Genomic DNA, 13128 nt, shown 5'->3' on the forward strand with positions numbered 1-13128 from the left:
CGTTTCAGCTTCCACCAGCTCCGCCACGCAATTCACATGAGAATTCACTCGTTCTGCACTGGTCTGCGTTCTGATCAGCCTCTTCGAAGGCACTGGTCATCTGGTTGGCGAGCTCACCAGCTTCAATATGAGAGTAGTGTTCGCGAATGACTTCCACAGAGTTATCGAGAGCGCGAGCGGCGGCCGCGTGGCCTGAGGTGCGGACGAGGACCTCACCGGCACCGCGTCGAGCGCCATGCGGCATCAGATAGTCGTGGTCGTCACCGAGCTCGATACCAGCCTGGTCACAGAGCCGCTTGAGGACGTGTCGCCCCGCGCCGGTCGTCATCGACGGTGGCGTGATATCGAATTCAGTGCAGATCTCAATCTGCGAGTGATCCGTTTGGAAGTCTCCGATCCCCGCGTCGGTGTACGCGCGGGCGGTCCGCATGTCTGTGATCCGTCTTGAAAGCGTCGGACGATGGAACGAGAGGAACACCGGCCAATTTTCGCTTGGCGCGTCGAGGACCTTCTCGTACATCTGTAGTGGATGGAGTACTGGCTCGGGAAGACCCCGACCGTCGAGACGCTGCTTTTTGGCGAACACTGTCGCGTAGCGATCCTCGAGGTTGACGTCCTCCCAGCAGAGCCCCTGGCGTCGCTCGTCGCTCCGATCTCGCAGTATCTCCGCACCCCGTACGCCGGAATACGACAGGAGATACACCAGCGCGCGGTCGCGACAGGCCTTGATCGCCGCCTCTCGATTCTCGCCGATGTCGTCGATCGCCGCGTGTGCTTGCTCGTCGACGAACGCGGTGAGCTGTTGGCGATCCTCGGCGGACCACGCCTGTTGGTCTCCACTCTTGTGACCGCCGTCGTCTGGAATGGGTTCGGTCGCGTTGCGGCGCTGGGCGACGTTCTCGGCGAGGTGGCCCTCGCGGACGGCCCACCCGCAGAACGCCGAGACATCTGGATCTGCTTCTCGTCGACGGCGATACGATCCGGGTCGGCCCTGAAGTCCTGATCGTAGTGGTCGGCGTAGGATTGGTACCAGTGGTGAATGGTGGCTCGGGTTCGACTGACGCCGAACCACTCACAGAGGTCGCGACACTCCGCCAGCGACGCTGCAGCGGCGTGAGCAGCGCACGCCAGCCTGATCAGCCAGGCTGGCGTGCTCGTCCGATCTGCGTCCAAAAACGGCACATTCGAGCAGTTCGTGACCTCCACTTGGAGTTCTTCGAGCATGGTTCCACTTGTCTCGAAGAACTCCGCTCAGTTCAGCCTCAATCTAGCAGTGCCCTAAAACTCGACATTCAAGATCACGAAAGTGTGACTCTCGACCAACGGGATGTCGATACAGTGGAGGCGACAACCACATGAGTAACTTCAAATCCGGGTCTGGTAACCTTGACTTCGGTAATAGCGACGGTGATACTGAAGAGGACGAGGAGGTTTCCAGGACAGGGGATACTCAATCTGAGTCAAATGAAGGACAAGAGTCGACTTCCCCTGAACAGTTCGCGTCGTCCCCAGCAGAAAAGCAAACATCACAAACAGACGATTCGTCCGAACAACCCGTATCAGAGCAATATCTGTTGAATAAATCAACTGTATCTAGCCCACAGTTAGAGGAATATCCGTACTTTGTCCGACGAAACAACGTCGGCGATGAACGCGACAACCGTCTCGAGATTCAGCTTCGAGACGAGATAGCCAGTCAAGAAGCTAAGTTTCTGAATGTACTTGCCGAGCAACTTGAAACAAACGAGATTGCAAAGACAGACGCTCGAGAGTTCGCTCTTCTCATGGCGTTTCAGAATCCCAAAAGTGTCGCTAAGTTGATGAGAAGCGAAGAATTTGGCGCATTCGGCTAAAACCAGTAGACTACGGATCCGCTCCCAAAGCCGGAATTCTGCAAGCCCGTCGATCCAGACGGTGTACATATCATTACCAATAGAAGTCAGCTAGGCCGATTCGACACACAGTCCTCGTCGGAATTTAGACCAGCAGTCTATATTTTGAGATAATCATGTATGAGGAATATACTTTCCCGATTTCAGTTAGGCATCGGGCTCCATTGAACTGTCGTACATGTCTTCGAACGCTTGCTCGCCCCGGATCAGTTCATCCACGCCGTCGGTGAGCGTGACCTCGCCGAACACGGTCGCCCGATAATACGTGTACAGACCTTCCTGTCCCCGCTCTGTGCGCTGACGCTTCTCAATGAGGCCGACATCGACGAGCTTGTTGAGATGGTAGTGAAGCGTGCTGTCGTCGATGCTAATCGCCTCTTCGAGTTCTTTGGGACTCATCTCCCCGCCGTGGACGAGCCGATAGAGGACTTCGTATCGGGTACGGTGCCCGATGGTGGCGTGCATTTCGAGGTACTCGTCGAGATCGAGGACGCTGTCTTCCGGCAGGAGATCTTCGGGGTCGTCTGGGAAATCCCCACAGACGGCACGCGCTTGATCTATTGACATCCTGTTTCCGGGATACGGGTGGGAAGCTTTTAGCCTTTGTCAAGCCAAGTTCTCTGGAAAATGCTGTCTTTTATATACTATGTCCGGAGTAAAACTCCTAATGACTGTCGAGATCACGCACGAGTTGATCGCCGAGCGGCTGGGCACCGTGAAATACGACCGCTTTCTGTTCTATTTGATGGGACCGTACAAGTCGTTCAACCTCAACTACGTCCTCAGCGAGGAGGAACGCCGTGAAATCGATATCGAGGATCTCCCTGGACCATTACGCCGACTCTTTCAGAACAAGAACGAGATCAACGCGGCGCAGGCACTCTTGCGGCGGATACAGGGCGAACTTCGAACGGACCCCGGCGTGAACGCATTTCTCGCGCTTGACGTCGGAGTAGACACTGACGACGTGGATGCAGTAACCCAAAGCATCGAGTACACACGATGCAGCAACACGACCGCGTTCGTACTGCCATTTCTTGGGCACAATTTCGGGGTTGGAGAAGAGGCTGGAAGCATCCTCGAAACGCTCGCGGAAACGCATGGCGAACGGTTGGTCTTCGTTCATGAAGACGACGTGACGAGTGCGATGATTCGGTCAGCGAGGGACCGGTGGGACTTGCGAGTCGAGACGTACGAAACCGAGGCAGAGCTTGTTACCACTCTTCAGCGGTTCGCGGGCGAGATCATGCAACGCGAACGCCTCGGGTCCCTTGATCGCCTGCACTGATCGAAGAGACGACGCGAAAAATCGGAGCAAATAAGCCGCCGCTCTGATACATTGGGTTACTATGATGGCCGACCTGACTGCGTTTCAGCGGGATATACTGTACGTGATTGCGGGGCTAGATGATGGCTCGCCTCCGTACGGGTTGGCGATCAAGGAGGAACTCGACAGGCACTATTCGGGCGAGATCAACCACGGGCGACTGTATCCGAACCTGGATGACCTGGCGGAGGTGGGCCTCGTCGAGAAAGGCAGCGTCGACGACCGGACGAACTCGTATGGTCTTACCGAGCGCGGCCAGCGTGAGATCGAGACCCGCCGCGAATGGGAAGACCAGTACGTCGCTGTCGAGGCCTGAATCCCCCGATGAGTGGAATCAGCGTTCACGGTCGTCGACCGACATCGAGGCTGGCTTACGGCGAACAGCTCCAGACGAGACCGATCCATGCGGTGATGGCGTAATGGTCGAGATTCCGGACCGGCTGGAGTGTCTCTTCAGCACGTCGATCGATCAGCAGGGCGGCTCGTACAGGATCGAGATCCCACGCTCCGAACTTGAGCAGGGAACGATCAATTCCGGTGAGACCTACCGAGTGGCGATCGTCTCGGGGACGCCCCGTTCGGATGATGCCGAGACTCGACAGCAACCGGATGGTGCTTCGACGTCACCGAAGTCGGATTCGAATAGCCCCACCCAGCAGGAACCACCGGTAGAGCCAGGCGACGTGCGTGAGGTCACCATCGAATCACTGGGCGATCAAGGCGACGGAATTGCGAAAATCGATCGTGGGTACGTCGTGATCGTGCCTGGTACTCGGCCCGACGATGAAGTCACCGTCGAGATCGAGAACGCACGCGAGAACGTGGCGTTCGCCCGTGTTCATGACGACAACCACGAGTCGGACGAGAGTTCGGGGTTCGATGACCCGTTGGCGGAGGAGACGCTCGGAGATAGCGAGTGAGTGGATCACCGTCGATATCCAGAGTCTGACGTAGATTCATGCAGTTCGAGTCACAACATCACGTATGAACTGGGAACGGCGGCTTCCGCCGTTCGCCGAGAACGCGCTCGAAGTGCTTCGTGAGGCGGTTGAGGAGAGCAGTGACGAGGGCCTCTCGAAGGAGCAGGCCAGATCACTCCTCGTGGCTGACGATCGCTTCATCGAAAGTGACGCTGAGTACGCTCTTGATGTGCTCCAGAGTCGCGGCCACATCTACTACGTTGACGACCGAATTCACATCACGCCGACCGACGACTGATTGGTTGGGAACGAGGGGTAGCGAGTATCTCTCGGCAGATCGCACTTCCACTCCGGTTGGTAAGCCTCTATAATGGTGGGATGCCTCCCTGAGAGCGAGGGCGGTCCTCTCGACAGCCCTCCGATCAGAGCGCGTCACACGCTATCCCCCTCCTTTCCATGATCATGCTCGAGACGGTGAAACGCGTGCTGGGCCAGTCGGACCGGGAACTCGTCGTGGAGTGCCGTCAGTGTGGCTCGAACGTGGATCCTGATGCAGAGTCGTGCCCGGTGTGTGAGTCCACCGAGATTGCCCAGTACGACATCACTCGGTGAGGGAGGTCTAAAACGCCGTATTTGTCACTTCCAGACCGCTTCGACAGGCTATAAGTACCAGCCAGCCAGAAAATCGGGTATGGCAGACCTGATCGTCAAAGCGGCGGTGAAGGAGCACCTCGCAGACCAGAACGTCTCGTCAGATTTCTACGACGCCCTCGACAACGAGGTGTCGGACCTGCTCGACGACGCCGCCCAGCGTGCCGAGGACAACGACCGCAAGACCGTCCAGCCTCGCGACCTCTAATGCGGGCACTTCCCCAGCGTGGTCGTGTTCGCCGGGGACCGGGATAATCCACAGATGCGGGTCGAGTTCGACGGGGGCACGCTCCTGCTCCGAGAGGCCAGTGAGGACGTTCCGTACGCGGAATGGGACGACCGAGTCGAGGAGTACCGCGCGCCCGCGTATCGGTATCGCAACGTGCTCGAATGGGCCGACGCATGGAATGACGAGGACTCCCCCTCCGCTGGACAGGAATCAGCCCACCAAGGGACAATCCAGTCGGCCACTATTGCGGTCGAGGACACGGCTTGAGCATACCCCGAACTCGCGCTCGATCCGGCACTCCAGATCGAGCCGCGCGAGTACCAGCAGGCCGCGCTCGATGCGTGGCGAACCAATGATCGTCGCGGCAGCGTCGTGCTCCTGACTGGCAGTGGGAAGACGTTTCTGGGCATCCAGGCCATTTCAGATGCCGGTGTCGCCACTCTCGTGGTCGCGCCGACGATCGACCTGATGAACCAGTGGCACGCGACGCTCACCAACGCCTTCGGCGACCAACTACCCCACAAGGGAGGGGACGGGCCCGAACAGGCAGTCGGCGTGCTCGGTGGCGGCACCCACGAGATCAGGCCCATCACAGTGACGACCTACGACAGCGCGTATCGCTACATCGACGAGTACGGCGACCAGTTCGGCCTGCTGATCGCAGACGAAATTCACCACCTGCCGGCCCCGACCTATCGACAGATCCCCGAAATGACCATCGCGCCCTACCGTCTCGGGCTCACCGCCACCTATGAGCGCGCCGACGACGCTCACGAACTCCTCGAAGACACCGGTCTCATCGGTCCCGTCGTCTATGAGGAAGAGGTCGACGAGCTCGCCGGCGAGTATCTCAGCGAGTACGAAACCATTCACATGCAGGTCGAACTGACCGACGACGAACGCTCCCAGTACGACGAGGAGTACGGCATCTATCGCGAGTACGTCGACACGCATGACTTCGACCTCTGGAAGGCCGAGGGCTACCAGGAGTTCCTGGCGCACACTTCCTACGATTCGGACGGCCGCCGCGCACTGATCGCCAAGCAACGTGCCGAGGAACTCGCGCGCACCGCCGCGAAGAAACTCGACACACTAGATACGTTACTCAAGCGCCACTACGACGACCGTGCCATCGTCTTCACCGCGAACAACGACTTCGCCTACGAGATCTCCCAAGAGTTCATCGTCCCCTGTATCACTCACCAGACCAAGACCGACGAACGTACGGAGATCCTCGAGATCGTGGGACTCTGGACGCCCGAATACCTCGATGAGAAACTCGACAAGATTCGGCAGGCCGATATGGAGAATCTGGTCTTCGCGGTTTCCGAGACCCTCGACTGCACGAGCGAGGACATCGACCTCACGACTGATCGAGTGCTCTGGTCCAAGACCGGCATCCACGTCTACGATGTGATCAACCTCGCTGAGGAGCATACAGTCCAGGCATCCTCTGCTGGTCCCTGGGTAGGGACAGCCTATTCGCTCGGGATTGGTGGTTGGCAAGCGTGGTCTATAATCCGACGTCAAATCGGTCAGGACTGTTGCTGTCGGAGGAATTCGAGCAAAGCGTCGATGTCCTCTGGGCTCGGCTCGCCTCTATGGTCCTCCTCACGCACATTGTACGCTGAGGAGTTCGACTTGTCGCTGAGGATCGATAAGAGTCCCTACGTTGAACGTGATGTCGTCGGCGACGTTCGCCTCGCGTCCCTTGTAGATGCCGTACCGGGTAACGGCGCAGTAGTACTCTACCTGCTCGCGGCGGGACTCAGGACGTCGCCGGCAGGCACTGTCCTCTGTGGCACCGAGGAGTTCTGGTTGAGAGGCCCACCGCTCACGAAACGTACGTTCCGGCGCGCTCGCCGCGTCAGTCCGCCTACGTCACGCTGCGAAACGTCTACGGTTGTGCGCACCAAAAACACACCCGGCGGGAACGGCACGGTTAGCCTCTGGTTGGGCTTGCTCACCCACAACCCCCGCCTGAGGGATCACGATAGCAGGAGTGTCGGCGGTGCTGGCGAGCGCTGTCACGGCTAGCCTCGTGGGGCCACAATCTCGCCGACGAAACGCATACTTCCGGTGCTCCTGTCGTGACAGTTCCCAAACAGACTTGAGGCTGAGATCAGCTATGTGAACTCCGCTGCGATAGGAACCTTTGTTCCTGTCGAGACAATCGTACAGCCGAAGCCGTAGTAGTGCTCCTCAGCGGTTGAATCGTCGTTCCACGGAATCGCTTCGGCATGAGTCGAATCGATTCTGTAGATAGAGTCGAGCAGGCCCCGGACGGCGGCCCGCTCGACAAGATGACCGAAAGCATCGTCACCAACGTGTTCAAGCTCGGTGAGGAAGCGATCGACCGCGTCTCGCGACGGCGGTCGATCGAAGCCACAGCTCAACCAGACCAGCGGCTTCTAGAGTTCTCGTGCGAAAGGACGAGTGCCGTAGACGTCCTCGTAGTAGCAGTGGAGAAAGCCTCGGAAGAGTTCTGGTGGCTCATGAACTCGTGTTCGCCCCCCAATCGCAGGGAGCGAACACGTCGTATTCCAGCAGAAACTCGAACTCAAGGTACTCGAACAGCGCTACTGTCTCGATCGCCGCGACATTCCAGAAGTCGTCGACTGAAGCTACGTTTTGCAGGGCTTGGCTTTGCTGGACACAATTCCAACGCCCTGCAACCTCGCATGTGACGCTTTCTGTGAACACGCTCGAGGAGTCCGTCAACAATTTCGAGAACGGATGGTACCGGATTATATTCATCGAGCAGAACTGTCACGGTGTCCAAAATCGTCTCAGGTGCTGAAACGATTTCGCGCGGTGAGTACAATTCGACACGGATATTCCTTCGAGCAGAGCTACTCCGAGTGGCTCGGGAGAAACACACCAATGGATCTCGACAAATTTGTGGACTCGCACGGCCCACAGGAAACTGCAGAGGCGTTCGAACTCGAAAGCTCGAAACTCCTCGATATTGCTATCGACGGGAGCGTGATGGGCAAGGCAGGATCGATGATCGGCTACACCGGCGATATTTCCTTCGAACGCAAGTCCTCCGGTGGACTGAAAGGGATGCTAAAAAAGAAAGTGTCTGGCGAGGGCGGCGTGATGATGCGGGCCGAAGGCAACGGTCACCTCTACCTCGCTGACGCGGGCAAAGAAGTCCAAATTCTCGAACTTGATGCTGACGACGAAATCAGTGTGAACGGCAACGACGTCCTCGCGTTCGAGGAGAGCGTCACCTGGGACATCAAGATGATGAATTCGATCGCCGGAACCTCCTCCGGCGGGCAGTTCAACGTCTACCTCAAGGGACCTGGACATATCGCCATCACAACCCACGGCAACCCACTCGTCGTGCCGACGCCGGTCCGGACCGATCCCCACGCGACCGTGGCGTGGAGCGCCAACGTTTCGCCGAGCGCGAATCGCGACCTGAACATCAAGAGCTTCCTCGGGCGCACGTCGGGCGAGACCTTCCAACTCGAGTTCGCCGAGCGGGACGGATTCGTGATCCTCCAGCCCTACGAGGAGGCCAATCCCGACCAGAGTGGCGGGGGCGGCGAAAGTGCCAGTACCGGCCAGGGGGTCAGCGTCAGCGATTTCCTCTGATCCCGCTAGCGTGGTGGCCGTGATTCGTCACGTTCGTATGGACGGACGGAGATACGTATCCCTCTATGTAGTGGGAATCGCCGCTGACAGATCCTGGCCCTCCACTAAGCGAAACCGCTATCGGCCGGCTGGAGGCCACATTTAGTCGGTCTGACTGACGCTGTACTGCCGGTTACCGGTGCGCTATTCGTCTATTGGACCACTATTTCGGCACCCTTCGGCCGGAAGCTGTACAGGACCTGTATCCCGAGTTTCCGCAACTCCCCGATACAGCCGAGAGATTCGTCGTCAATCTGATCCGTAGTGTCGTCAGTGTGGCTCGTGGTGAGCTGGACCAGGTAGGAGCCACTATCGGTGGGGAGGACGACCGTCCACTGGTGGGACTGCTCCCCGGTGTCGACACTGACGGCCACCGTTCGTCCGCTGAACTGGAGTGGGTCGATCGTCTTTCCTTTCGGCTGATTTCGATACGTGTCATGCTGGTATCGTTCGAGCCTCTCGGCCTCTATCGGCTGGAGTGTTTGTCTGATCCGCAGTACGTGTGAGTGTGTGCCCACTCCCTCTGTTGACGGGGCTAACTCGACTGTCACAACGCTCGTGTCGTTGATGACAGTTGTGACGTGCCAGGTCATGGGGCGATCAAACGTGAATACAAACTTTCCATCCACGTTCTCGTAGGGCGTCATTCCTGTCCAGAGATGGTGATTGGTGACAGTCGCTGCTATCCGTTCTGTATCGCTTTCGTGAGTGGATTCGTCGACCGACGACTGTTCCGTGCTCGGCACTATTGTGGCCGTTTGGCTCCTGTATCTCACATTGCTGTCGGAAATATCTCTTCCCTCGGGAACCGAGTTCTCACCGCTGTCAACCCTCCAACCCATCTTCGCCGTCGCTTCCACACCGCCATTGGCCGTCTCCATCTGTTCGATCTCGTTCATCGTGTGTGTTCTCCATAGCGTATCCCATGCAGTCGAGCGATTTAGACGGGCCGCAGAGAAGGACTGGGGTGCATCTCGAACCGTTCGGCCTCTGTCCAATAGGCGTCGTATATCGTTTCGGCCCACTCGTACGCGGCGGGCTCGTCGGTGTCGATAAATGCCTGTAGCGCGCCAGTAGTCTGACAGTAACTCCCGATCCCGACCCGTTCATCGAAGAGGGCAAGTCCGTGCGAGATGTCAGCATGAACGCGAACATCGAGAGAACCGCTCTCGACCATCTCTGCCATCTGTTCTGGATGTGCCGATAGAAGATGAGCGGCGACGGCCGGTGGATAGACGAGTTCCGTCTCCATACCGTCACAAACCCGCCTGTGTACCGCATCGATGTGCTGTGGTGAGAGTGTCGTGGTGTCGAATCCACGCAGGACCCTCGTTTCCTCGATGAGTGAGTAGTACCGCTGCACTGGACGATAGGGGTCGCTCGGCTCGGCAGTCGTCACAGTCGCGTCTGCGAATGCTGCGACATCGAAGACGAGATATCGGTCTTGGATGGTCTCCAGGAGGGGAGTGAGCCGGTAGGCCGTCTCGACGTTCCGCGTGAATTCGGCGACCATGTCGGCGACCGCTTTTCCCAATCCCGTGAGCGCGAACACTCCGTTCGATCTCTCGACGAGACCCATTTCACTCAGTGTCCGCGTGAGCCGGTGGACGGTCGGTTTCGACACGTTGAGGCACGTTTCGAGGTCACGACGATCCAGTGGCTGCTCGCGCAGCGCGGCGAGCGCTGGCGCGCGCCTGACGAGCGTGATGAACGCAGTTGTGTCCATCACTGAATTCTCCGCCATCGTGTTATGGGACGCCCGTGAGGTGGTGCGTGAAGAATTTTGGGCTGCTTTCTCTTCTGCCGATTCAGTATTCGTTTGTAACACTGTTCTTTCGGTTGTTGCCATGGTATCGTTCTCCATGCGATTGGAGCGCACTCCGGAGGGTATAGCCGGAGGCTAGGTATCATAAACCGACGTCGATAGAGGGTTCCTGACCGTGCTTTTCTCGGAAGAAGCCACGTCTCGCGTTTCAGTATCATATATGCCCACGGAGCGTATCTGCCCAACGGGCGAGTCGGCGATTGCGTTCACTCACTCTCCCGTTTTCGTGGTCGATCGGTGTCGTCGTTCTGGTCGAACAGGCTATCCAGTAGCTGTTCTTCTGCGCGCCGGAGATGTTTGTGGAGAGTCGGTGAACTAACAGTGATCGATTCGGCGACTTCCTCCGCAGTCCGATCGCGGGGCCACCGGAAGTATCCAGCGCGATAGGCAGCCTCCAGCACTTCTCGCTGACGGTCGGTGAGTTCGTCAAGAGTATCGTCAGGGAGCGCATCCTGTTGATCCGTCTCTACCGGGCGGTCGAGGTCACGTTTTGCGGCCAGCGTCGCTCTCGGACAGTATTCGCGGATGTGCTCCGTGAGTGCCCGAATATCCTTCTTTGGAGCGACCTCGGCGACCACCCGATACTCTCCCTCGTCGGCCTCCGCAGTACGGACGTTCGCTCCGCCTTCCGAGAGTGCCAGTAGTGCCGACCGATCCGTCAGTGTGAACTCGACCATGTCGTCTGCGTCATCGACTACCCGGGTACCGTCGATTCCGTCGATCCCTGACGCGGTGTCCACAGCGTGTTGTGCGGAGCCATCCATGGCGTGGTAGTAGAGGAGCATTTCACTATCACTCGTGGGCACGAGTCCTTTGAGAGAGAGACGACAGCCGGCTTTCCTCGTGACTTCCGCGAGCGCGGCGTCGGGGCACCGAAACGTGAGTTCGGTCACAGTGTCGGCGAGCAGCAGCCGTTGGTTCTCGACGGCATTGATGGCTTGACTAATCGTATCGCCGAACTGGCCGAGAACCGTGAGCTCTCGTGACTCGAACGCGTCGGAGCGCGTCGTGTAGAGAACGAGCGTACCGTAGATCGATTGGCCGTATCTCAATGGGACAACCGCCCACGAGCCGTGTTCGGTATCGAGAATGTCGGGCAGTGCCTCGGAACCCGACGGAACGGACTCTGAAGTGGATCCCGTTGTGGGAATCACTATCGGTGTGTCAGTACCCTCGATTTTCTCACCGCCATCACCGGCAACGATTTCATCGGTTGGGTCGACGACCATACTCGCTTCGGTGTACAGGGACGAGGCAGTCAGTCGGTCACAAACGACGGTCTCAATGGCGTTCCTGCTGGTAGCACTCACGAACGCTTGAGTACTGTCACGGATGGCCTCGTTGAGGTGATCGAGCTGTGCGAGCTCGTCACGCTGTTTTCGAAGGCGGTGCTCGCGGCGCTTGCGCGCGGTGATGTCGTGGAGGACGAGCGTGTGTCCGATTTCGCGGTCACGCCGGTCCGTGATCGTAGATGACCGCGCCTCGTAGAATCGCCCATCGATATGGAGTTCAGCGAGCGCATCCGGCACATCGAACTCGATGACGGAAGTGTCAATGAGGTTTGCTGCCGGTGCACTGAGTACTTCTCGGGGATTACAGTCGAGGATATCGGCGGCTTCGGGATTGAGATAGATGACGTGATAGTTGCTGTCGAGAATGAGTATACCGTCGTCGAGGGTGGCGATGGCGGTATCGCGTCCCAACCGGCGGGTCGCAGGCACCAACTCGAACAACCGACGACGAAACAGTGCGTATCCAAACGTGAGACCCGTGACGGTGAACGCAAACGGTGTGACATCGATTCCCGGCAACGGCGTCACTTCGGTCACAGATACCGCGTTGCCGACCAGTGGAACGATCGTTCCGACGACCAGTAGGACTGCCTGATCAGTAAAGAGGTAATCGGAGACGAACACTAATCTGAGTATCAACAATGTTCCGGTGCCGATGAGCGCGTAAGCGTAGATCACAAACACCCCGTACCAATCACCGGGCAGTCTGGTAGCGATTGCGACGCCGCTGGCGACGTAGACGCGGGTGTCCGTCCAGACGAGACCGTGTAACGGGTTCGTCAGTCCCAGTGCGAGTGACACCACCGGAATTATCGATAGCAACAGCACAGTTCGTCCCGAGACGAGTTCGTCGTGACCGGTGTACGTCAGGGCAAACAGCACCCAGAAGACCGGGACGAATACGGTCGCGGCCCACTGTCCTTGCTCGATGAGTAGATGTACCCCTGGGTCGCGCGCCAGTAGTGTCGCGGCCGCACAGACCGTCCAGACGGACGTAGCTGCCATCAACCCGGCAAACGGGACTGCTCCGGGTTCGTCCTGGCGACGCCACGCGTAGACCGCTAGCCCGCCAGTGATCGCAGCTGAGAGGGCGAGCAGCGCAACATACACAACCGCTAAAAGAGTCATCAGGGGCTCCCGTCTCCTAGCCGGACTGTACTGAATCGGTTCTCATCGCACTGAATCCTTCTACCATACTCGTGTGTCTAACTACCTATAACTACTGGATGACTGTGTGATACAAGTGAAAGCTACTAGTTCCTGTATGATGCGAGATCGGGCCCGACCGTTCATCGATTCTCTAAACTCACGAATCAGACCAAATCGTCGATGGGCCGATTCTTCGAG

General features: G+C 58.2%; 11 protein-coding genes and 3 pseudogenes. 8 read left to right on the top strand and 6 right to left on the bottom strand.

Annotation, left to right across the window (positions count from 1 at the left end; genetic code table 11):
• Positions 1–4 precede the first annotated feature (4 nt).
• Positions 5–946, bottom strand: a pseudogene (locus PHA81_RS11930) (integrase); the annotation flags it as partial.
• Positions 947–1355: 409 nt separating this feature from the next.
• On the opposite strand from PHA81_RS11930, the gene PHA81_RS11935 reads away from it, so the two are divergent.
• The gene (locus PHA81_RS11935) at positions 1356–1853 is read left to right on the top strand and encodes an acyl-CoA dehydrogenase (RefSeq protein ID WP_080510289.1); all 498 of its coding nucleotides are present in this window, start codon (positions 1356–1358) and stop codon (positions 1851–1853) included.
• Positions 1854–2039: 186 nt separating this feature from the next.
• Here the strand turns inward: PHA81_RS11935 and PHA81_RS11940 are convergent, their stop codons facing one another.
• Positions 2040–2459, bottom strand: coding sequence for a winged helix-turn-helix domain-containing protein (locus tag PHA81_RS11940; RefSeq protein ID WP_005042941.1), 420 nt, complete (start codon positions 2457–2459; stop codon positions 2040–2042).
• A gap of 100 nt (positions 2460–2559) precedes the next feature.
• Here PHA81_RS11940 and PHA81_RS11945 point away from each other — a divergent pair, with 100 nt between their 5' ends.
• From PHA81_RS11945 to PHA81_RS11970, 6 genes and pseudogenes are all read left to right on the top strand, one after another.
• Positions 2560–3180 carry a hypothetical protein gene (locus PHA81_RS11945; RefSeq protein WP_005042942.1) on the top strand — a complete coding sequence of 207 codons (621 nt, stop codon included), beginning with the start codon at positions 2560–2562 and terminating at the stop codon, positions 3178–3180.
• A 64-nt stretch (positions 3181–3244) separates the two neighbouring features.
• Positions 3245–3535, top strand: a complete 291-nt coding sequence (locus PHA81_RS11950; RefSeq protein WP_005042943.1) for a PadR family transcriptional regulator — start codon at positions 3245–3247, stop codon at positions 3533–3535.
• Positions 3536–3638: 103 nt separating this feature from the next.
• Entirely contained in the window at positions 3639–4139 is a 501-nt protein-coding gene (locus PHA81_RS11955; protein WP_005042945.1) for a TRAM domain-containing protein, read from the top strand.
• Positions 4140–4203: 64 nt separating this feature from the next.
• Entirely contained in the window at positions 4204–4437 is a 234-nt protein-coding gene (locus PHA81_RS11960; RefSeq protein WP_005042946.1) for a hypothetical protein, read from the top strand.
• A gap of 393 nt (positions 4438–4830) precedes the next feature.
• Positions 4831–4998 (top strand): hypothetical protein, encoded by a 168-nt coding sequence (locus tag PHA81_RS11965; protein ID WP_005042949.1) that lies wholly within the window; start codon positions 4831–4833, stop codon positions 4996–4998.
• A gap of 54 nt (positions 4999–5052) precedes the next feature.
• Positions 5053–6456, top strand: a pseudogene (locus tag PHA81_RS11970) (DEAD/DEAH box helicase family protein); the annotation flags it as partial.
• Positions 6457–7148: 692 nt separating this feature from the next.
• On the opposite strand, the pseudogene PHA81_RS11975 reads toward PHA81_RS11970, so the two are convergent.
• Positions 7149–7656 (bottom strand): annotated as a pseudogene (locus PHA81_RS11975) (IS5/IS1182 family transposase); the annotation flags it as partial.
• A 246-nt stretch (positions 7657–7902) separates the two neighbouring features.
• On the opposite strand from PHA81_RS11975, the gene PHA81_RS11980 reads away from it, so the two are divergent.
• Entirely contained in the window at positions 7903–8625 is a 723-nt protein-coding gene (locus PHA81_RS11980) for an AIM24 family protein (RefSeq protein WP_273836955.1), read from the top strand.
• Between the two features lie 191 nt (positions 8626–8816).
• Here PHA81_RS11980 and PHA81_RS11985 read toward each other — a convergent pair whose 3' ends face one another.
• From PHA81_RS11985 to PHA81_RS11995, 3 genes are all read right to left on the bottom strand, one after another.
• A complete protein-coding gene (locus tag PHA81_RS11985) occupies positions 8817–9563 on the bottom strand; it encodes a hypothetical protein (RefSeq protein ID WP_273836956.1) in 747 nt (248 codons plus the stop codon).
• Positions 9564–9604: 41 nt separating this feature from the next.
• On the bottom strand, positions 9605–10390 hold the full coding sequence (locus PHA81_RS11990; RefSeq protein WP_273836957.1) for a MarR family transcriptional regulator: 786 nt from the start codon (positions 10388–10390) through the stop codon (positions 9605–9607).
• A 305-nt stretch (positions 10391–10695) separates the two neighbouring features.
• Positions 10696–12909, bottom strand: a complete 2214-nt coding sequence (locus PHA81_RS11995) for a histidine kinase N-terminal 7TM domain-containing protein (RefSeq protein ID WP_273836958.1) — start codon at positions 12907–12909, stop codon at positions 10696–10698.
• Between the last annotated feature and the right edge of the window lie 219 nt (positions 12910–13128).

This window comes from Halococcus sp. PRR34 (assembly GCF_028617175.1).
Lineage (GTDB): Archaea > Halobacteriota > Halobacteria > Halobacteriales > Halococcaceae > Halococcus > Halococcus salifodinae.